Origin of the sequence: uncultured Slackia sp. (assembly GCF_959608125.1) — a bacterium.
In the GTDB taxonomy this organism is placed as follows: Bacteria; Actinomycetota; Coriobacteriia; order Coriobacteriales; family Eggerthellaceae; genus Slackia.
Genome location: NZ_CAUHPG010000023.1, coordinates 15,532 through 35,794, shown reverse-complemented (window position 1 = coordinate 35,794; position 20,263 = coordinate 15,532). Strand labels below are relative to the sequence as shown.

At 60.1% G+C, this 20,263-nt stretch carries 15 protein-coding genes; 5 read left to right on the top strand and 10 right to left on the bottom strand.

From position 1 onward, the window contains the following. Nucleotides 1-783, bottom strand: a 783-nt coding sequence (locus Q6E04_RS07620; RefSeq protein WP_303250184.1) for a serine/threonine protein kinase, incomplete at its 3' end; no start/stop codon positions are given. A 554-nt stretch (nucleotides 784-1,337) separates the two neighbouring features. Between Q6E04_RS07620 and Q6E04_RS07615 the strand changes: the two genes are divergently transcribed. Together Q6E04_RS07615 and Q6E04_RS07610 are read left to right on the top strand one after the other, a co-directional pair. Further along, nucleotides 1,338-2,114, top strand: a complete 777-nt coding sequence (locus tag Q6E04_RS07615; RefSeq protein ID WP_303250183.1) for a dimethylarginine dimethylaminohydrolase family protein — start codon at nucleotides 1,338-1,340, stop codon at nucleotides 2,112-2,114. Nucleotides 2,115-2,511: 397 nt separating this feature from the next. Next, nucleotides 2,512-4,437, top strand: a complete 1,926-nt coding sequence (locus Q6E04_RS07610) for a DEAD/DEAH box helicase (protein WP_303250182.1) — start codon at nucleotides 2,512-2,514, stop codon at nucleotides 4,435-4,437. A gap of 78 nt (nucleotides 4,438-4,515) precedes the next feature. Here Q6E04_RS07610 and Q6E04_RS07605 read toward each other — a convergent pair whose 3' ends face one another. Both Q6E04_RS07605 and fusA read right to left on the bottom strand, forming a co-directional pair. Further along, nucleotides 4,516-5,319, bottom strand: coding sequence for a hypothetical protein (locus Q6E04_RS07605; RefSeq protein ID WP_303250181.1), 804 nt, complete (start codon nucleotides 5,317-5,319; stop codon nucleotides 4,516-4,518). A gap of 243 nt (nucleotides 5,320-5,562) precedes the next feature. Beyond that, nucleotides 5,563-7,632 (bottom strand): elongation factor G, encoded by a 2,070-nt coding sequence (gene fusA, locus Q6E04_RS07600; protein WP_303250180.1) that lies wholly within the window; start codon nucleotides 7,630-7,632, stop codon nucleotides 5,563-5,565. A 359-nt stretch (nucleotides 7,633-7,991) separates the two neighbouring features. On the opposite strand from fusA, the gene thiC reads away from it, so the two are divergent. Beyond that, nucleotides 7,992-9,293: a phosphomethylpyrimidine synthase ThiC gene (thiC, locus tag Q6E04_RS07595; protein WP_303250179.1), complete on the top strand. Its 1,302-nt coding sequence runs from the start codon at nucleotides 7,992-7,994 to the stop codon at nucleotides 9,291-9,293. A gap of 90 nt (nucleotides 9,294-9,383) precedes the next feature. Here the strand turns inward: thiC and Q6E04_RS07590 are convergent, their stop codons facing one another. The 5 genes from Q6E04_RS07590 to Q6E04_RS07570 all read right to left on the bottom strand — a co-directional run bounded on the left by Q6E04_RS07590 (nucleotide 9,384) and on the right by Q6E04_RS07570 (nucleotide 15,871). Further along, the gene (locus Q6E04_RS07590) at nucleotides 9,384-10,841 is read right to left on the bottom strand and encodes a helix-turn-helix transcriptional regulator (RefSeq protein ID WP_303250178.1); all 1,458 of its coding nucleotides are present in this window, start codon (nucleotides 10,839-10,841) and stop codon (nucleotides 9,384-9,386) included. A gap of 298 nt (nucleotides 10,842-11,139) precedes the next feature. Beyond that, a complete protein-coding gene (locus Q6E04_RS07585; protein WP_303250177.1) occupies nucleotides 11,140-11,667 on the bottom strand; it encodes a cytochrome c3 family protein in 528 nt (175 codons plus the stop codon). 3 nt (nucleotides 11,668-11,670) lie between these two features. Then, nucleotides 11,671-13,431: an FAD-binding protein gene (locus tag Q6E04_RS07580; RefSeq protein ID WP_303250176.1), complete on the bottom strand. Its 1,761-nt coding sequence runs from the start codon at nucleotides 13,429-13,431 to the stop codon at nucleotides 11,671-11,673. A gap of 256 nt (nucleotides 13,432-13,687) precedes the next feature. Then, nucleotides 13,688-14,497, bottom strand: coding sequence for a TM2 domain-containing protein (locus Q6E04_RS07575; RefSeq protein WP_303250175.1), 810 nt, complete (start codon nucleotides 14,495-14,497; stop codon nucleotides 13,688-13,690). A 153-nt stretch (nucleotides 14,498-14,650) separates the two neighbouring features. Further along, nucleotides 14,651-15,871 carry an MFS transporter gene (locus Q6E04_RS07570; RefSeq protein WP_303250174.1) on the bottom strand — a complete coding sequence of 407 codons (1,221 nt, stop codon included), beginning with the start codon at nucleotides 15,869-15,871 and terminating at the stop codon, nucleotides 14,651-14,653. Between the two features lie 357 nt (nucleotides 15,872-16,228). Between Q6E04_RS07570 and Q6E04_RS07565 the strand changes: the two genes are divergently transcribed. After that, nucleotides 16,229-17,284: a peptidase gene (locus Q6E04_RS07565; RefSeq protein WP_303250173.1), complete on the top strand. Its 1,056-nt coding sequence runs from the start codon at nucleotides 16,229-16,231 to the stop codon at nucleotides 17,282-17,284. Nucleotides 17,285-17,392: 108 nt separating this feature from the next. Further along, a complete protein-coding gene (locus Q6E04_RS07560; protein WP_303250172.1) occupies nucleotides 17,393-18,319 on the top strand; it encodes a trimeric intracellular cation channel family protein in 927 nt (308 codons plus the stop codon). Nucleotides 18,320-18,392: 73 nt separating this feature from the next. On the opposite strand, the gene Q6E04_RS07555 is transcribed toward Q6E04_RS07560, so the two are convergent. After that, a complete protein-coding gene (locus tag Q6E04_RS07555) occupies nucleotides 18,393-18,998 on the bottom strand; it encodes an HD family phosphohydrolase (protein WP_303250171.1) in 606 nt (201 codons plus the stop codon). Nucleotides 18,999-19,218: 220 nt separating this feature from the next. Beyond that, nucleotides 19,219-20,163: a putative manganese transporter gene (locus Q6E04_RS07550; RefSeq protein WP_303250170.1), complete on the bottom strand. Its 945-nt coding sequence runs from the start codon at nucleotides 20,161-20,163 to the stop codon at nucleotides 19,219-19,221. Nucleotides 20,164-20,263 lie beyond the last annotated feature (100 nt).

Here is a 20,263-nt window from a genome sequence, read left to right as displayed (position 1 = left end):
CGGGTTGTTGATGATCAGGCCCGGACGCAGCGGCACGAAGGTGGCGTCGATGTGGATCGGGTAGGGGTCGCCGGGGAAGTTCATGGCATGGACGCGCAGCTCGGGATAGTAGCGCTGGAACCATTCCATGGCGGTGCGGTTGGTGGTCAGACCATGCTGGATGAACAGGTCCTTACCCATACGCATGACGTCGGCGGCGTCCCACATGGGCTCGACTTCGGTGGTGACGAAGTCCTTGTTGGCGGTGCGGACGAGGCGCTCCTCGAGGGTAATCTTCTCGTCGTAGTAGTTGTGCTTGTAGGAAGCATCGGTCAGACGGGGACGGGGCGCCTGGGTCCAGAGGAACTCGGGATCCTCGTCGAAGTACTGCTTCATGAGCGGCCAGTAGGCGAGATACTCGAAGTAGCGGCAGCGGAAGGAGTTCGCGGAAGCCATGATCTCGTTGCCGATGGTGAGCAGGATGTCACGCGGAGGCATGCAGGTCATCATGGAGTCGTTGCGGAAGTCCGGGGTGCCGATGGCCTGGTTCCACTGCAGCGGGGTGGGACGGTCGACGACGACGCCGCGGTCCTCGACGGCCTTCACGAGGTTCTCGAGGCACTCGTTGCCGCGCTCGACGGTGGCGAGGGGACGGAGGCCCCACATGCCGCGCATCTCGGAGTCAACGGGGACCTTCTCGGAGGTCGCGGGCTCCTCGGGAGGAATGACGGAGTTGTCGCAGCGGCCGACGATGACGCGCTTCAGCGGATCCCAGTCATTCCAGGAGTTAACGATTTTAGCCATTGCTCTTCATCCTTTCTGGGAGATGCCCCATCTCCCACTATCCGTTGCATATTCTTACCAATATGCAACGGGGGATTAAGTGCGACAGTCGGGTCGAATTCGTCGGCGCCAACTCTTTCGACCACTGCCGTGTTCACGAGTGGAATCATATCACCAAAATTGATAGCTTGTAATAGATTAATAAGCGCATTTTTATTCATTAAACTGCATCATACATGTTTGACCTGGGATTTTTACATATGTCATTTTTGTTCAAGCTCTCAAAATTTTTTCGAAATAAAACAGTTCCGAATGGCCGGCGGAACCCGAGGCTTTACGTTATCAATACCACGCCTCCGGGCGTGGACATCCCTCTTCCCAATTGCTATCCGTTTTGCATCTTTTCACCGTTTCATGCAATTTAGACATCTGTCGCATATCTTTTCTCCTACGCTTTCATGACATATGGAAAAGCACGCCGTCTACCGTCCCCTTTAGCTCGCTCGTCGTATTACAATGGGTCGCTAAGGGGAACCCCATCACAGGGGTCCAAGCAAGAAGAGAGGAATCTCATCATGACCAAATTCAGCCACGTCATCATCCGCCGCCCCGGCAAGTCGCTGAGCAACGGCATCACCAGCGCGCCCGAGCTCGGCCAGCCTATCTATGAGCGTGCTATCGAAGAGCACTACGATTACGAGCATGCGCTCGAGCTGTGCGGCGTCGATGTGACCGTGCTCCCCGCGCTTGAAGAGTACCCCGACAGCTGCTTCGTCGAAGACCCTGCAGTCATCACCCGCTGCGGCGCCATCATCACCAACCCGGGCGCCGACTCCCGCAACGGCGAGAAAAACGAAATCGAGCCCGTCGTCCGCCGCTTCTTCGACGACGAGCATGTGAAGCACATCGTCGCCCCCGGCACCCTCGACGGCGGCGACGTCATGATGGTCGGCGACCACTTCTATGTCGGCCGTTCCGCCCGTACCAATGAAGAGGGCATCCGTCAGTTCTTCGAAATCCTCGAAGGCTGGGGCCTCGAGGGCTCCGAGGTTCCGCTGGAGGAGGTCCTGCACCTCAAGACCGGCGTGAACTACATCGAAGACAACAACATGCTTGTCTCCGGCGAGTTCATCGAAAAGGAAGACTTCGCCCAGTACAACAAGATCGTCGTCCCCGAGGAAGAGGCCTACGGCGCTAACTGCATCTGGGTCAACGGCACCGTTATCGTGGCCGAGGGTTATCCCACCGTCCTCAAGGCCGTTCAGGACCTGGGCTACAAGACCCTCGTCGTCGACACCTCCGAGTATCGCAAGGTCGACGGCGGCCTTTCCTGCCTGAGCCTGCGCTTCTAAAGCGTCCGTGCATACGCGTTCAGCGGGCCCTTCCGTATGGAGGGGCCCGTTTTTTCGCCTGCAATCGTGTGCAAAACGTGTGCTTTCGTTCCAAATCCATATTCTCAACGCAAGGCGATCGTGAACCGTCATAATTGTTAATTCGTCATTATTCGCAGCTTTTTCGATTACCATCAGCTGCGCCATGAGCCTTGACGGCCTTTGCGTGCAACGAATCGCACGCGCGAATTTCGTCCGAGGCTCCGTTCGAGACGTCGCCTCATTGCGAGATTCGCCCTTCGGAATCGCTCGAGCGCCTCTGCCGCGCTTGAAATCCGTTCTGCAGAAATCTCCTCACGAAGCATCCGTGCAAACGGAGCGCCGCTGCGCGCACGTCCCGATACGCGCGCCGCCATGCTTGTCGCTCGAAGCACGACTTAAGGAGACTGTCATAGCTACCTTCGCCGAACTCGGACTGTCCGAGAACGCCCTCGCCGCCGTCGAGGCCCTGGGATACACCGATCCCACCCCTGTTCAGGAACGCGCCATTCCGCTGGCCCTCGAAGGCCGCGACGTAATCGCCGCCGCCAAGACCGGCACCGGCAAGACCGCCGCGTTCTCTCTGCCTTCCATGGACACCCTTCCCCACCGCAAGGGAAGCGAACGCGGTCCCTTCATGCTGGTCATCTCCCCGACCCGCGAGCTGGCGAGCCAGATCGCCGACACCTGCATGCCCATCGGCAAGCACACCCACCACTTCGTGGGCGTCTTCCTGGGCGGCGTCGCATACGACCGACAGATCAAGAAGCTCGAACGCGGCCTGGACGTGGCGATCGGCACGCCCGGACGCCTGATCGACCTCATGGAGCGCGGCGCGCTGAACCTGAGCGAAGCGAAGGTTCTCGTGCTCGACGAGGCCGACCGTTTGCTCGACATGGGCTTTTGGCCCCAGGTCGAGCAGCTTGTAAAGGCGACGCCCGACACGCGTCAGACGCTGCTGTTCTCGGCAACGATCGACCGCAACCAGGACCAGACCATGTTCTCGGTACTCAACAACCCCGAAATCGTCGAAATCGCCCAGCGCGGCGAGACCGCCGACAAGGTTGACCAGTACGCCATCAACACCACGCGCCGTCAGAAACCCGAGCTTCTGAACGCCCTTATTAAAGAAAAAGGCGGTTCGCGCGTCATCGTCTTCACCAAGACCAAGGGATGCGCGGACAACTGCACCCGTCGCCTGCAGCGTATCGGCATTCCCACCGAGGCGATCCACGCCGACCGTAGCCAGGCGCAGCGCAGCCGTGCGCTCGACGCTTTCCGCAACGGCCGCGTAAACGTAATCGTTGCGACCGACGTCTTGGCCCGCGGCATCGACGTGCCCGAGGTCGACTACGTCGTCAACTACGACCTGCCCATCATGCCCGAAGACTACGTGCACCGCATCGGCCGCACCGGCCGTGCGGGCGCGGGCGGATTCGCCGTGTCGTTCGTCACTCCCGACACCAAAAACCTGCTGCGCAGCGTGCAGAAGTTCATCGGCACCGACATCGAAGTCATGCAGTTCAAGGTTCCGAAGGACGCTTTCGAGCCCCTGCCCGACTCCGACCCCCGCATGATCGCGAAAGCCGAGGCCGAGGCCGCCGAAAAAGCCGCGCGCAAGGAGCGCGAACGCAACGGCAAGAAAGGCAAGGGCAACAAGAACAAGAAGCCTCGCCAGCGCGACATCGAGCGCAGCGAAGACCATAAGCGCAGGAAGGCCGCCGAAGCTCGCGGCGAAGAGTACGTGCCCGTCAAGCGCGAGCATCCCAAGGGCCCGAAGAAACCGACGCTCGCCGAGCGCCAGGCAGCCGCCGAAGAGGCCTTCAACGCCATGTTCGACATGCCGAACATCCCCGACGCCCCGAAGAAGGCCGACAAGAAGCGCGGCGGCTTCGACAAGCACGACAAAAAGGGAGGCCGCAGCGACAAGAAGGGCAACGGCCGTTCTTACGACCGCGACGGCAAGCGCTACGACCGCTCCGACGAGCGTCGCAACGACGAAGGCTACGACCGCAACGGTCGCGGCAAGAAGTACAGCGACAAGCAGTACTCCGACGGTCGCGGCGGCAAGCCCGGCAAAAAGCACAACGGCAAGGGCGGCTACGACAAAAACCGCGGCGACCGCGACGGCTACCAGCGCAGCAACAAAAGCGGTTACGGCTCGAAGAACGGCTCGTACGGCAAGAGCGGCAAGGGTTCGTTCGACAAAGGCCGCAAGGGCAACGGCGGCGGACGCGGCAAGAGCGAATTCCGCCCCGGCCGGGGCGGACGCAGCGGCTATGCCGGAAAGGGCGGCAAGCGCTAGGCTGCACTTGCACCGACAATCGAAATAAAACAAAAAGGGAGGGCGACCGCACATCGCCCTCCCTTTTTGCGTAAGGTCCTAGTTCTGCGGGAAGAAAAATCCCGTGGTCATATCGAGGTAGTTCAGACCGCTATAGTCAGGATAACGAAGCAAGACGCTCTGCTTGAACGAATCCGCAGAATCGCTTTCGGCGGCCAAGCGCTTCAAATCCAGAAGATACGCCTTCTTCTGACGAATATCTTTCTGTTCTTCGGGCGTGTAATGCGACGTCAAAATCAAATCGAATCCACGGCGTTCGAATTCTTCAAGCTGGCCGATCAAAGCGTCGGCATGGCCGTCGCCCGCCACGATAGAATGGCAGTCGTGGCCCATCATATGAATATAAACCGCATTCATCGCCGGGATTTCGATATCGAAAGCATCGCCATTGCGCACGATTCTCATCTCGACGCCCGCCAGCGTAAGCGCGTCTCCGTCGATTACGTCGGTCAGCGTGAAAACCGACCCATCGAACGCATCCCCGAACGCCTGGACGAAACCGTCAATGAGGGCGCGACCGCCGCCCGAATGCCCGTAGGCGTTCGATTCAACCGTTCCGTACACGGAAGCGCCCTTCGAAAACGACGCGCCCGCCATGTGATACGCCGCTACAATACCCTCGACTTCGATGCCGACCGAAGCGATGTAGCCCTCGAGTTCAGAAATATTATCGACGAAACACGGAGGCTCGATCACGAATCCCCTCCCGTCGTTCTCGACGATGAACACTTCATCGTCGAGAGGGTCGTTCGTCGCATAAGCATGCAGCCTAAGACCGCCGAAATCATACAGAGCCACCTGTCCTTTTTCCAAATCGACCGTTTCGATACCGTACGTTTGCATCGTGTCCTCCTATCGAAATTGCCTTACGAGACCAAGGCTACTGTTCGAATGCACGATGCAAAAGTAGGCACAATATTGTGCCTTAGTTACCTGACGGTAACCATGAGGAACCGGCAACGACGAAGGCGCCCGTCTCCACGACGGGCGCCTTCGAAAAAAACGCAAAGCATCGATGATTGAAACGAAGCGACGTATCGACCTTCATCCTCGTTTCGCCACATGGTCGGTTAGCCGCGAGATAATTCAGTTACCTGCAGCGCGCTTCTCCTGATAGGCCTTGACCAAGCGTTCCTGCACGTCATGCGGAGCCTGCTCGTAGCCATTGAGCTCGATGGAGTAGCTGCCGCTGCCACGCGAAATGGAGCGCAAGTCCTTGGTATAAGTAACCACCTCGGCATACGGCACGCGCACCAAAATGATGGTCTCGCCCGCGTCGTTGGAATCGGTGCCGATGATGCGGCCGCGACGCGTGGAGATGTCGCCCATCACGGCGCCTGCGTACTCCTCGCCCACCGCGATGCTCATATCGGCCATAGGCTCGAGCAGCACGGGCTTGGCCTGCTCGCATGCGGCACGGAAGCCGATACGTGCAGCGGTCTTGAACGCCATCTCGTTGGAGTCGACCGAATGATACGAGCCGTCGTAGACGGTGCATTTGATGTCGACCATGGGGTATCCGGCCAGGAAGCCCTCCGTCATGGCTTCCTGCACGCCCTTGTCGACCGCAGGAATCAAGCCGCCTGGAATGACGCCGCCCTTGATGGCATCGACGAATTCATATCCAGCGCCGGGATTGGGCTCGAGACGCAGCCAACAATCGCCGAACTGGCCGGCGCCGCCCGTCTGCTTCTTATGACGACCCTGGGCCTCGGCGGTCGCGCGGATGGTCTCGCGATACGGAATGCGCACGGGAACCAGCACGGCTTCGACGCCCGCCTGGTCCTGCAGGCGATGCAGGATGGTTTCGACCTGGGCCTCGCCCATGGCGGTAATCACCGTCTGATGAGTTTCCTCGCGACGCTCGATCTTAACCGTGGGGTCGTTTTCGGCCACGCGGGCGAGGAACGTGCCCAGCTTGTCTTCTTCTTTCTTGTTAGCAGCCTCAATAGCCACGGGGTATTGCGGAACGGGCAGCGGCAAGGGGTCGATGGCGATATCGCCCGTATGCGAAAGCGTGTCGCCCGTACGCGTGTCGGCGAGCTTGGGAACCACGATGATATCGCCCGCCATGGCGCCCTTCACATCGATGGTCTCCTTGCCCTTCATGATGCACACATGGCCCAGGCGCTCCTTCTTGCGCGTGCGGGCGTTGACCAGCTCGACGCCCGGCGCGAACGTGCCGGAGAACACCTTGATGAAGCTCAGGCGGCCCACATAGGGGTCGGACAGCGTCTTGAACACGAAGCCTGCGGCCTGCTGATCGCCCTTGGTCACGCGAATCTCGCCGCCGTCGGCCAGGCGGAACGCACCGTGGGCCGTCGGGTGCGGGAAGTAGGTGCAGATATCTTCCATCAAGCCCTGGATGCCCTGCTTGATGATAGTGGAACCGACGAACACGGGAATGAACAGCTCCTGGGCGATGGCCTTGTCGAGCAGGGACTCGAGCTCTTCCTGGGTGAGCTGCTCGTCGCCATCGAGATATTTCATCATGAGGTCTTCGTCGGCCTCGGCCACAAGGTCGCACAGCTTCTCGCGCGCCGCTTCCGCCGCCGCAGCGTACTCGGCAGGGATTTCCTCGATACGCTCGGCATCGCCTTCGAAGTAGCGAGCCTTCATGCGGAGCACGTCGATAACGCCCTTGAAATCTTTGTCGACGCCGATAGGAATGGTGACGGCGCCCAAGCGGCTGCCGAAACGCGCGTGCAACGCCGCCATGATCACGTCGAAATTGGCGTTTTCACGGTCGATATGGTTGATGAAGACCGATCGCGACAGACGCATGCCTTCGGCTTCGCGCCACAGCTTGTCGGTCATGACCTGCGGGCCCGCCACAGCGTCGATGACGAACATGGCCATTTCGGCGGCCTGCATGGTAGCAAGCGTGTCGCCGATGAAATCAGGGTGGCCCGACGTGTCGAGCAAATTGATTTTGTAGTCTTTATAAGGGATAGGAGCGATCGAAGTGCTCATCGTGAATTTGCGCTTGATTTCTTCGGCATCGTAGTCCATGAACGATTTTCCATCATGCGTGGTGCCCATGCGCGGAGTCTGGCCGGAAATGTAGAGCATCGCCTCAGCCAATGACGTCTTGCCCGCACCATCCTGTCCGACCAACACGATGTTGCGGACATGCAAAGTCTCGGGAGCTGCCATGATAAACCACCGTCCCTTTCTGGGATTTCCCCTACGTGGCACAGATACGCTCTTGCGTCATGGTTGTCAGTGTAACGCAAAGACAAGCACTGCCGCAGCGCAACATCGTCCCAGTTCAAACGGCTCTTTTACCACGCCGCCGGGCGGCTCCATGCCATTGCGGGAAGAGCAGCCGGCCGCGACGATACAGAACCCGTCGCTCCAAGCAACAAAGCGATCGCCCGACGACATGCCGCCATACGCTCTTTCGGTTTTTGACCGATAAAAAGCGCGGATTCGCAACGGCGCCAAATCGCACCGCTATACTTGGCGATTATTCGCACCCACGGCGCATCGGCGCCCTACGATAGGAGCAAGGCATGACCTATTCGACTCAAATGGAGGCCGCAAAGGCCGGCATCGTCACGCCCGAGATGAAAACCGTCGCGGAAGACGAGGGCATCGACGTCGAGGTCCTGCGCGCACGCGTGGCCGCAGGAACCGTGGCCATCCCCGCGAACCGCAATCATCGCAACCTGCATGCGAGCGGCGTAGGCGAAGGCCTGCGTACCAAGATCAACGTCAACCTGGGCATCTCAGGCGACATGCGCGATTACGACTGCGAAATGAAGAAGGTCGACATGGCGCTCAAGTTCGGCGCCGAAGCCATCATGGACCTGTCCAACTACGGCAAGACGCACGACTTCCGCCGCGCGCTCGTCGAGAAGTCCCCCGCGATGATCGGCACCGTTCCCATGTACGACGCCGTAGGATATCTGGAAAAAGACCTCGCACACATCACCGCCGAAGACTTCATGGAAGTGGTGCGCGCCCATGCCGAAGAGGGCGTCGACTTCGTCACCATCCATGCAGGCCTCAACCGCAAGGCCATCGACAGTTTCAAGCGCAGCGGCCGCAAGATGAACATCGTCAGCCGCGGCGGCAGCCTGATCTATGCCTGGATGGAAATGACCGGCAATGAGAACCCGTTCTTCGAGCACTACGACGAGCTGCTCGACATCCTGCGCGAATACGACGTCACCATCTCTCTCGGCGACGCGCTGCGCCCGGGCTGCCTTGCCGACGCCACCGACGCGGGCCAGGTCGGCGAGCTTATCGAACTGGGCCTGCTGACGACACGCGCATGGGAGCGCGACGTGCAGGTGATGATCGAAGGCCCCGGCCACATGGCGATGAACGAGATCGCCGCCAACATGCAGATTGAAAAACGCCTATGCCACAACGCGCCTTTCTATGTGCTCGGGCCTCTGGTGACCGACATCGCCCCCGGCTACGACCACATAACCTCCGCCATCGGCGGGGCGATCGCTGCCGCGAACGGAGCCGACTTCCTGTGCTACGTCACACCCGCCGAACACCTGCGCCTACCGAGCGTCGAAGACGTGAAGGAAGGCGTGATCGCCAGCCGCATCGCCGCACATGCCGCCGACATCGCCAAGGGCATTCCCGGCGCGCGCGACTGGGACGACCGCATGGCTGCGGCGCGTCAGCGTCTCGACTGGCCCGCCATGTTCGACGAGGCGATCGATCGCGAAAAGGCCGAGGCCTACGTGGCGTCCACCAAGCCCGCCGACCCCAGCACCTGCACCATGTGCGGCGCTATGTGCTCGGTCCGTACGATGAACCGCGCCATGAACGGCGAAAACGTAAGCCTGCTGTAATTTCGAAACGATAAAGGGCGGCCCCGCAGTTCACAGACAACGAACTGAAGGCCGCCCTTTCTATAAGCACGCCTCCGCTGAAGAAACGCATCACTCGACCAGTTCGTAGACATCGGCCTTCGAGTGGACGCCGAGCTTCGCGTACACATGGCGCACATGGGTCTTCACCGTGTTCTGCGACAAGAACAGCTCTTGCTCCATTTCGGCCCGGGTTTTACGCTGCGCGATCAGGGCGAGCACTTCGGTCTCGCGCGGCGTGAGTCCATATTCTTGGGCAAGCTGCTCGCAGCGCACGATTAGGCGCTCGCGGGGGCTGACGATGCGCTCGCCGCTTTCGATTTCTATGCCGGCCGCACCCCAGTCGGCATTGACGGCCCTCTCGCTTCGCCACAGAAGCACGCAAACGAAAATACCCAGCAATCCGACAAACGTGCAAACGGCCAATAAGGTCGGACTTTGCGTGAACCCGATATCCTGTAAAAACCTCCGCAGCGTTATTCCTGCGAAAATCGCCGCTTCGCTACATGCCCGCGCGACGGCAAAGGGGCGTAGCGTCGGAATTTCGTAACGAAAGCAGAGGTTGGCAAGCAGCATAAGCGCGAACACCGTAAACCATACATACGCCAGCTTAATAAGAAACGAAACGGCGACACCGACGCTCGACCATGCGGCAGGAAGCAGCAGGAAGGCAGCAACCGACAACGGCACGCATACATGCGCAAGAAGACGCAGGTCGAATGCACGGGAACGAAGCAAGGCCAAAGCAAGAATAATGCCGCCCACCACCATCGTCGCTAAAATCCTGTGGACCGCCCCTTGTGATTCGACGGAAAGCAGCATCGCCCCGGCAACACCCGACGCAAATCCCGCAACGGTCATGATAACAACGATCTTCCACGGAATGGCATAGCGCGCCTCCGTGCGACGGGCCGGCTCCCGAGGAACAAGCTTGAAGCTTGCAACCACACACGCAAACGAACCGAGCGGCAACAAGGCCGTGAAAATCACTCCATAAAGGTGAATCATGGTTGATATGAGAGCGTAGACGAGGAACGCGGCGACGCACGATCCCGCACCGTAAACGACCATTTGGCTCGGATGCATCTGGGCGTACACTTCGGCCCAAAGGCAGAACAGAACAGCACCGCCAATGGCCGTTATGATGGAAACCAGGGTCAAGATTCCGAACATGTCAGTTTGCGCCAATCCAATGCCGATAGCGACCGTGCCCACGCACGACAAGGCCACCAAAACACCCGACAGCTTCAAACGCGACCCAAGCGCGCCGATTCGCGGCGCCAGAAGAGCAAGCACAAGAAACGTGCCTATGTCTCCATAACGCATGCCCGCATCCATGACGCGACGAACAACAGCCGATTCTCCGCAGAAAATATCGGGCACATGCGTACAGCATAGCCAGGCAATAAGCAGGCCCATGCCGAGAAAACGAAGCGGATGCAGCGCAGGCGATGCCTCTGCGCCGTCGGCATCGGCGTCGGCATCCCCGAAAACGCGTCCCGTCTCGACGCGAGAAAGCATGTCGGCCATTATGTCCCCCTCCTGTTTCGCCTCTATTATATAAAGCGCACTCCCGTATAGGAGCGAGGCGAAATCAGCCTTTCGGCTCCTGAAAGCGCCGACAGCGTCGTTCGGCGGCATGTCATCCCCGACTCGCAACGCAAGAAGCCGCGGCATCGACGCCGAAGCATATCGTCAGGCAAAAAGCCCGACCCGTGACAACGGCATTCCATTCGTCCCACGACCCGAAAAGGCCGGACGGATAAACCGTCCGGCCTCTCGCTCAGCGACTCAAAGGGAGGGGACGAGTCGCATATCGGCATTGTTGTTAGTTGACAGGTCCGTTGACCAGGCCCTTCATCGTCTGGCCTCCGTTGTCGTGACATTCACTGCAAAGATCGACCTGGGCAGCATGGCCCTTATGGCACTCGTTGCAATTCTCGATCGTGCCGTGAAGGGAGTCATGCGGGTTGTAATCGCCCAAATCGTCCGTCAGCTTGGCGAGCTCTTCCCACGTACCACCGTGGCAATCCAAGCAGGTCTGACTATCCATGTAGTACGCGGAAGAAAGCGCGGGCTCTTCGCCGGATTCGGCGCCGGCAAGAGTCGCCACTTCAGCACTCAGATCGCCCGTATGACAGCTCGCGCAATCCTGGCCCAACTGAGCATGAAAGCCCGCTTCGCCCTCGCCCGCCTCGACGCTGGCGGTATGCTGAGGGAACTGTTTCTCCAGGTCGGATGACGAAGCGGACGATTCGGCGCCGCCGCTCGGAGAGCATCCCGCCACGACGAACGACAGCACGGCCACGCTCGCCACGATGGCGAGAAGGGACTTCAAACGATTAGGATTCTTCATTTTCTATACCTCCTCTGCGGCGTTCTGGCCGGACACGTATCCGAACGTCACGCAACGGCCGATGGAGGGACCGAAGATGTGACGCGGGTAATTTCCCGAGAAAAATCCGCCCGATGCGCCGCCTGCCGCGTACAGGCCGGGAATGACCTCGTTGTCGTAGTCGAGAACATGGCAGGAATAGTCGACGACCAGGCCCGAGCACGTCGCCAAAATAGACGACTGGTGGGCGATGGCGTAATACTTCTCGCCTTCGACCTTCGAAACGCCTTCCATCGGACGATTGAAGTCGTCGTCCTTCTTCGCGTCCACGAAGCCGTTGAAGCGCTCGATGCTCTCGCGCAACGTCGCGCCGTCGCAGCCCATCTGCTCGGCAAGGCCCTCGATGGAATCGGCCTCGAACGCCCAGCCTTTGCCCTTGATCTCTTCGAATTTCGCGAAGGCCTTCTCCTTGTCGGCATCGCTTACGCCCGCGAACTGCATATCGGAAGCCACCTTCCACGTCTTCTCGCCGAAATTACGCTGGGCGGAAATGGCATTGGAACGCGCCTGGAAAGGCATGCTCTCGCTTGCGAAGCGCACGCCCTTCTCATTGATGAGGATGCCGCCGAGGAAGGGGCGCATGCCCGTGCTACTGGAATAAAACGCGTCGTCGTTGCCCATATCGAAGTTCATGACGCATGCAGGCAGCGGGTCCATCTGACCGCCGACGGCGAGGCCCATGAGCTGGCCGTCGCCCGTCGTGCCATAGGCAGGGCACCAAGAGCCATAGTTCACCATGTCTTCAGGACGGCACCAGGCCTTGAGCATCTGAGGGTTCGCATCGAAGCCGCCCGTAGCCAAAATGACGCCCTTCTTGGCATTCACGCGATAGTAGCCGTCGGAGTCTTTGCAGATGGCGCCCGTGACGCGGCCCTCGTCGTTGCGCTCGAGCTTGACCACGGCGTTACGGTAGCGAAGCGTGGCGTTGGAACGCTTCGAGAACGTGTTGGCAAGGTCTTTCACGATGAAGATGCCCGCTCCGCCGGCGTTTTTGGTGGTCTGCTCGGACCACTGGTCGCAACGGAATGCGATTTCGGTCTGAACGCTCGGGAAGAAGTGCGAATTGGGCTTGCCTTCTTTGTAATACGTTTCGATCTTGGCGTCGCCTTCGTCGAACTTATCCTGCAGCCAGTCGGCCGCTTCGCCCGAACGATCGCCCCACAGTTTGATGGGGTCGACGGGAACGCGATAATACGCCGCATTGCGCATGGCGTCCATGGCTTCGGCCTTGTCGACATTGTTGCCCGCCTCAGCCATCTTCTTGCCGCCCACAACGCCCATGCCCTCGAAGATTCCGCGGCCTTCGCTCATCTTCTCAAGGCACAGAACCGCGGTCTTTCCGTCGTCCGACGCAGAAACGGCGGCGACGATGCCCGTGATGCCGGCACCGGCCACGAGTACGTCGGTGTCTTCGGTGCGCGTGATCTCGGATTCGTCGAAATCGCGCATCTCGAACGCCACGTTGCCCTGGCGGTCAAGGTCGGTCTGCACGTCGCGAACCGGAATGGAACGCATCGGCACCTGGAATACATCCTCGTACATGCCGGCCGTCTGGCTGAAGTCGGTAACGCCCTTCTCGGTGGCAGGCAATGCATCGCTAGCCATGGCGACGCGCGGGTTCGCCGCATTGAAAGCCCCCGCCGATGCGGCGGCCGCGATCATGCCGAGGCTTGCCGCCTTCAAGAAATTACGGCGACTCGTCGCATGAGTGGTCTGCTCTTCCATATCCCCTCCTCGTTGTCCTCTTGTCTTGCACGTCATCGGCGTGCAAGACGAACATACGGCGACAAACGTATGCGCATCAGGGTGAACATCGCGCGTACCAGGGTGAAGTAGGAATCACCCATCACCTCACCCCCTTATGTGAACTGGGAATATGCAGCGCAAATAAAAAAACGTCCCCGAACCCTCGAAAGGATGCAGGGACGTTTCGTCCTGAACGGAACCGAGCGGCCGGCGCGAGCCGCAGCCCGACCGGGCGCTAGAACCACTCGCGCTTGCCGAATACGTAGGTCTGCTCGAATTCGGCCTGGCCCTTGACCAAGTAAATGATGCCTTCTATCAAGCCGATCAGCCACACCACGCCCGTGGCCAATCCCAGCGAAAGCAAGCCGCCCAGAATAGCGACGCCGAGCATGATGAAACCGGACGTGTTGTATCCGAGGTAGAATTTATGGATGCCGAACATGCCCAGGAAAATGCCGAGCAGGCCAGCGGCCACATGGTCCTTCGTACGCACCACGGGTTGCTGGTAATAGTTCTGGCCATACGGGTTATACGGAGTCTGGGGGGACGCCCCATAACCGCCCGTATATCCTCCGCTCTGATAGGCCTGCTGACCCGTGGTCTGCCCGTATTCGACCCCCGATCCGGCAACGCCTTGCGACGCGGCGGCCGCTGCCGACGCATCGTAGACAGGCGGCGGCGTCGGAGCACCTCGGTCCGCCGTTTGAGAAACGACATAAGCCGCAGGGGCCGCAGGCGGCACATAGGCAGCGTACTCCTGCGACGAATCGACAACGGGCGTCGCAGGCTCCGGCGCAGCGACCGGTTCGACCGCAGGAATGGAGTCGGCTTCGCACGGACCCCCTTCGGCTCCCGCAGCATCGCTCGATCCGATGCTTTCGGCGGCGTTTTCTTCGGCATCGGCCCGATCGGATTCCTCATCCGTCCCGCCCCGCTCCATAGCGGCGCCAAGCTCCGTCAAGCGGGCATGCATCGCTTCCATTTGCCGCTTCAATTCCTCTATTTCGTCGGCAGGCGACAGGATCTTCTTATCAGTGTCTGCCATGGCGCGCTCCTTCCATTCCAGCGGCGCATTCGTCTTAGTTCGCTGCCATCCTATAACGAAAACGGCAGCGATTTTCCAATCGCTGCCGTTTCGTAACGGATATGCCGGCGCAATGCAACCGAAACGGCATCCGCCGTTTTCGACGGATAGGCCCTAGGCCCTTTCGGGCACCTTGCGCAAAAGCGCGAAGCCGACGACGAACAGCACGACGAGCGAGAATACGCCCCAGTTCGACTGACCCGTCGCCTGGGTGATGACGCTGACCAGGAACGTTCCCATGACGGCCGCGTACTTGCCGAAGATGTCGAAGAAACCGAAATACTCGTTGGCGTGCTCCTTGGGAACGAGCTTTCCGAACTCGGAACGCGAAAGAGCCTGGATACCGCCCTGGAACATGCCGACCATGATCGCCAAGAACCAGAATTCGAGTGCGCTTTTCAGGAAAAACGCCGCGAACAGCGTGATGCACATATAGGCGAAAACGCCCACGAGCAGCATCTTCTTCGTTCCCACCTTGGCACCGAGACGACCGTAGACGATAGCCGACGGGAACGCCACGAACTGCGTGACCAAAAGCGCAAGCACCAGCTGCGTGGCGTCGATTCCCAAGTCGGTGCCATAGCTCGTAGACAGCTTGATGATGGTATGCACGCCATCGATATAGAAGAAATAGGCGAGCATGAAATAGCGCAGCGATTTTGTGCGCCACATGCGCTTGACCGTTCCCAACAGCCCCGAGAACGCGTCGCGCACCACATGGGCGGAACGCTCCTTGAAGTGGGTCTGATGCACGTTCCTGAAGACGGGGATGGTGAAAACGACCCACCATGCCGCCGTGATGAAGAAGGCTATTTTCATGCCGAGCGCGATGTCGATGCCGATCGCACCGCCGCCGAGCACGACGGCCAAGCAAGCGATGAAGGGAATACAGCTGCCGATATAGCCCCACGCATAGCCCTGGCTGGACACTTCGTCGTAGCGTTCATCGGTAGTGGCGTCCACGAGCAGCGCGTCGTAGAACACCATCGACGAGTTCAGCATGATAGACGCCACGACGTAGATCACCAAAAACGGCAGCGCATCGGTAGCGAAACCCAGCGCGCAACATGCCAGAGCGCCTGTTCCCACCGTGCCCACGAGGAATTTCTTCTTCATATGCCGCAAATCGGCCAAACTGCCCAGAACAGGCATCGTCAGCGCGATGACAAGCGAGGCGATGGTTTCGGCATAGCCCCACGACACTACCACGCTGCCGGTCGCGATGGAGCTGAAATACACGGGGATGAGCGCGGTCGACAGCAAGACGAAGGCCGAATTGCCTACGTCGTACATGATCCAGCTCTTCTCCTGCTTCGTAAGTTTGCCGATTGCCATGAGCCTTCTTCCTTCTCGCGGGATGCGGTCGGATTTGCGCCATACGCCATGCCGCACCGCCTATGCATGGATCGGCTCCCCTTTGCCGCAGCCGCGCAGCGCGCGACAACGGGAAAAGAGAGCCCGTCGTCCCCCCGCACGAGCGCGCGACCGCAGACGCGGATGAAGCGAACCATATGCGAACAGCGGAAACGCCTGCCTGCAAAATGTCCGTAGACTTTGCGGCGCAACGAGGGAAACGTTGCCGCAATTGTATATCATGAGGCCTGAGACGAACGCCGCTCCCGGACCCCGCCCCGTCAAATCGGCGCAAAATAACGGAAGCGGCACACCCTGCATACGCCTAAGGAGGCAGCCATGCCAGCCATCATGACCCATGACTTCTTCGGCAAGGACGTCTACGCCGCACATGCCGACCTGATCGGCGGATCGCAAGACGAACGCGATGCGTTCCTGCTCGGCAACCAGGGGCCCGACCCCTTGTTCTACCTGGTCCTGACCCTGCGCATGAGACCGTTTTTCAACCTGGGAAGCGCCATGCACCGCGCCGACCCCGCCAAGCTGCTCTGCGCCGTCAAGGAAAGCCTCGAGGTGCTCGAGCCTGCCGAGGTGCCGGTGGGACGCGCCTATGCGGCGGGCTTCCTGTGCCATTACACGCTGGACAGCTCCATGCATCCGCTGGTCTATCAGCAGCAATTCGCCCTCTGCGACGCAGGCATCGAAGGCCTCACGCGCAAAGACGGCAACGAAGTCCATGCCGAAATCGAACGCGAATTCGACGAGATGGTGCTCTATACCAAGCTCGGCCGCACCATCGCGGACTACAAGCCCTACCAGGAAGTGCTCCGCGGCAGCGACGAGGTGCTTGCCGTTATCGGCAAGATGTACGCGTTTTTCTGCATGAAGGCGCTGCGCGTCTTTCCGCCCGTCGACATGTTCCCTGCGGCAGTGAAGAATTTCCGCACCACGCAAAAGCTCTTCTACTCGCCTCGCACCGTCATGCACGCGGTGGCCAACACGGTAGAAACGCGCATGCTGCAACGCAACTACTCGTTCTACAAATCCATGGCGCATCGCGACAACGCCACGCTCGTGAGCGATTTCGACAACCGCCTGCACCAAGGGTGGGAGAACCCCTTCACAGGCGAACAGCGCACCGACGGATTCTGGGATATCTTCGACGCGGCGCAAACCCGTGCCGCGCGTTCTATCGAAGCCTTTTTCGACGAAAGCTTCAACAGAGCCGAAGCGCACGCCATCACGGGCGGCGTCGACTTCAGCGGAGAGCCTGTCGAAGGCGCCGACGCGATCACCGGCGCCAGCAAAGTCGACATCGACCAAGACGGCGCAGCCCAGCTCGCAGCGCAATCGATCGACGACGAACCGATTCGCCCCGGCACCCCGACCATCTAACCGCTCCGCCTTACGAGCACGCCGCCTGCCGGCGTGCTCGTATATTATGGCATCTGTCCTTTACCGGCACCGTCCCCCTCCCCGAAAGAAATCGGAGCGTCGTCAGCCATGCTCGAAAGCGTTCTCGCCATACCCTTCTGGATCGAATTCGCCGGAACCATCACCGGCGCGCTCGCGGGCGCCATCGCCGGCGTGCGTGCGGAATACGATATCTTCGGCACCACGGTGCTCGCCTGCGTCACGGGGCTCGGCGGAGGCATCATTCGCGACATCCTGCTCCAAGACTACGGCATTTATGCGTTCCAACATCCTATTCTGCTGCTCGCATGCGCGGTGGCAGGCGGCCTCGTCTTCTACTTCCATAAGCTCGCCGACGCCTTCGACTGGGTCATGGACTTCCTTGACAACCTGTCGGTCGGCCTGTGGGCGGTCGTGTCGGTGGGCAAGGGCCTTTCGGCAGGCCTGGCCATCATTCCATCCATCATTCTGGGCACCATCACCGCCGTCGGCGGCGGCATCAGCCGCGACGTCCTCATGGCGCAACGGCCCGTTGCCTTCCAGGCGGGAACCCTCTACGGAACGGCTTCGCTATTCGGCTCTACCGCCTTCGCTCTTATGAAACAAAACGACGTGCTCGGCGACTACGCCGCCATCACCTGCGTCGTCTTGGTCATGGCCATCAGATACGCCTCGGAGTTCTTCGGCTGGCGCACCAAGCCCGCCCAAGACTACAGCGACAAGGTGATCGTGCCCGTGAAAAAGGTCGCCCACGTAGCAGCGCGTCCCGTCAAAAAAGTCGTGCGCAACGCGGTAGACAAACGCATCGTCTCGACGCCCGAACCGCAGCTCCCCCATCACGAAAAAGCCGCGCATCGCATCAGACTGCGTGCCGAAGCGCAGGCGCGCATGGCGCAAAGCATCAATGCCGGAACCTCCGCTTCGCCAGGCAAGGCCGCGCAAGTCACGGGCGAATACGCCCCTCATCGCGAACCCGCCAGCACCAGCAGGTCGAATCAGCAAGCGCCGAAAGAATAGACGCGCATGCGAAAAGCTCCGCACGCCCGAAAGGCATGCGGAGCCTGAAATAGAAATATGCAGAAAACGACGCCTACGCCTCGGACGCCACGAACGTATCGCGGTCGGGCGCGAAGCTCTGCATGGCCTTGATGGTGCGGTCGAACAGCTCATCGAGCTCCCAACCAAGCATTTCGGCGCCGGAGCGGATCACATCGCGGCTGACGCCTGCGGCGAAGCGCTTATCCTTGAACTTCTTCTTCAGAGACTTCACCTCGAAATCCATCACGCTTTTCGAAGGACGCATGACGATCGCGGCGCCGATCAAGCCCGTCAGCTCTTCGGTGGCGAACAGGACCTTTTCCATCTGCAGCTCGGGACGCGGCAGTTCGGTGTTGAAGTCGGAGGTATGGCTCTGGATGGCGCGGATCAGCTCGGGCGTACCGCCTGCAGCCTCGATGAGCGGCGTGGCGTAGAGCGTATGCATCTCGGGCTCGTCGTCGTGTTCTTCCCAGTCAAGATCGTGCAGGAGGCCGACGATGCCCCAGAACTCTTCGTTTTCAGGATCGAACTCGCGCGCGAAATAGCGCATGGTCTGCTCGACCGTTTCGCCATGCTCGATGTGGAACGGGTCTTTGTTGTGCTCGCTGAGCAACGCGAAGGCATCTTCGCGCGTCATGCCTGCATCAAGTGTCGCCATGGGTGCATCCTTTCGGTCTTGCTTCGTCCGTCCGCGCCGCCATGCGGCGATCGGACCCTGAAAACACGAAAGGCGTCCGAACCCGACCTTATAGCGCCTCGGAGAGAAGCACCGTACCTACGGCAGAGTTCAGACGCCTTTCTTCCTTCACCCGGTGATGAAGGAGGCTTAACGCATGCGATTGTACCGCGCCGACGCGGATGGCGTCAAACGGCCGGACTTACAGCGTCACGCCGAAGACCGTCATGACGCCGCCCACGATGATGCCGACGACCAGCAGGCCCGCGACGATCGCAATGTTATCGCGCATCGGACGATTCGTGCGCAGAAGCACCAGCAGACCTACGCCGGCGCTTACAAGCAAGCCGCCCATCATGGCGCCCGCGCCCAACGTACCGTCCAAGTACAGCTCCGTGATGGCGACCGACGCTGCGCAATTGGGAATCAGGCCGACCACCGATGCCGCCACGACAGACAGCCACGGATTGCCCGCCATGAACGACGCGATGACGTCCTCGCCCACGGTGTCCATGACGACCTCGAGCAAAAGCGTGACCAGGAAGATGAACAGCGTGACCTGGACGGTATGCTTCAAAGCGCTTTTCGCGATGGAGACGCCCGCGTGATCGTGTACGTGCTCTTCGTCGTGCTCGTAATCGTAAGCAAGTTCGGGCTGTTTCTCGCAAGCAACGCAATCGCCGTTGCAGTGGCATTTATCGCGCTCGCACAGCTCGTGGATGCGCAGATGCTCGCGATCCCTGCGCATGACATGAAGCGTCGCATCTATCGCGAATCCGACAGCCATGCCGACGACCGCCTTGATCGCCAGCACCTTCACGACCAAGGCCATGGGGGCCTGTTCCGCGATCAGGATCGGCAGCATCTCGTCGCTCGTGGAAAGAAACACCGCGAACAGCGTGCCCAGCGTGACCACGCGCGCGGCGTAAAGCGTCGAAGCGGCGGCCGAAAAGCCGCACTGGGGAACGACTCCTAGAAGCGCGCCAATCGCAGGACCCGCCTTGCCTGCCTTGCGCACGGCGGCCTCGCTCGCCTTGCCTGCATGATGTTCGAGCGCCTCCATGGCGAGGTAGGTCACGAACAGGAAGGGAACGAGTTTAAGCGTGTCAAGGAACGCATGCTCGAGCGCATGCATGAGTATTTCCATCAAGACCTTCTTTCGGTTTCGCAGCCGTTTCGACCGAGATGCGCCTTGCACAAGACGCATCTTCTAGTCGCGTGGATTCTATTTCGTGCAGAAGCACCGA

Coding starts and splice junctions, on each gene's coding strand:
- Q6E04_RS07615 (WP_303250183.1), top strand. CDS start 1,338: ATGACCAAATTCAGCCACGTCATCATCCGCCGCCCCGGCAAGTCGCTG.
- Q6E04_RS07605 (WP_303250181.1), bottom strand. CDS start 5,319: ATGCAAACGTACGGTATCGAAACGGTCGATTTGGAAAAAGGACAGGTG.
- fusA (WP_303250180.1), bottom strand. CDS start 7,632: ATGGCAGCTCCCGAGACTTTGCATGTCCGCAACATCGTGTTGGTCGGA.
- thiC (WP_303250179.1), top strand. CDS start 7,992: ATGACCTATTCGACTCAAATGGAGGCCGCAAAGGCCGGCATCGTCACG.
- Q6E04_RS07590 (WP_303250178.1), bottom strand. CDS start 10,841: ATGGCCGACATGCTTTCTCGCGTCGAGACGGGACGCGTTTTCGGGGAT.
- Q6E04_RS07585 (WP_303250177.1), bottom strand. CDS start 11,667: ATGAAGAATCCTAATCGTTTGAAGTCCCTTCTCGCCATCGTGGCGAGC.
- Q6E04_RS07580 (WP_303250176.1), bottom strand. CDS start 13,431: ATGGAAGAGCAGACCACTCATGCGACGAGTCGCCGTAATTTCTTGAAG.
- Q6E04_RS07575 (WP_303250175.1), bottom strand. CDS start 14,497: ATGGCAGACACTGATAAGAAGATCCTGTCGCCTGCCGACGAAATAGAG.
- Q6E04_RS07570 (WP_303250174.1), bottom strand. CDS start 15,871: ATGGCAATCGGCAAACTTACGAAGCAGGAGAAGAGCTGGATCATGTAC.
- Q6E04_RS07565 (WP_303250173.1), top strand. CDS start 16,229: ATGCCAGCCATCATGACCCATGACTTCTTCGGCAAGGACGTCTACGCC.
- Q6E04_RS07560 (WP_303250172.1), top strand. CDS start 17,393: ATGCTCGAAAGCGTTCTCGCCATACCCTTCTGGATCGAATTCGCCGGA.
- Q6E04_RS07555 (WP_303250171.1), bottom strand. CDS start 18,998: ATGGCGACACTTGATGCAGGCATGACGCGCGAAGATGCCTTCGCGTTG.
- Q6E04_RS07550 (WP_303250170.1), bottom strand. CDS start 20,163: ATGGAAATACTCATGCATGCGCTCGAGCATGCGTTCCTTGACACGCTT.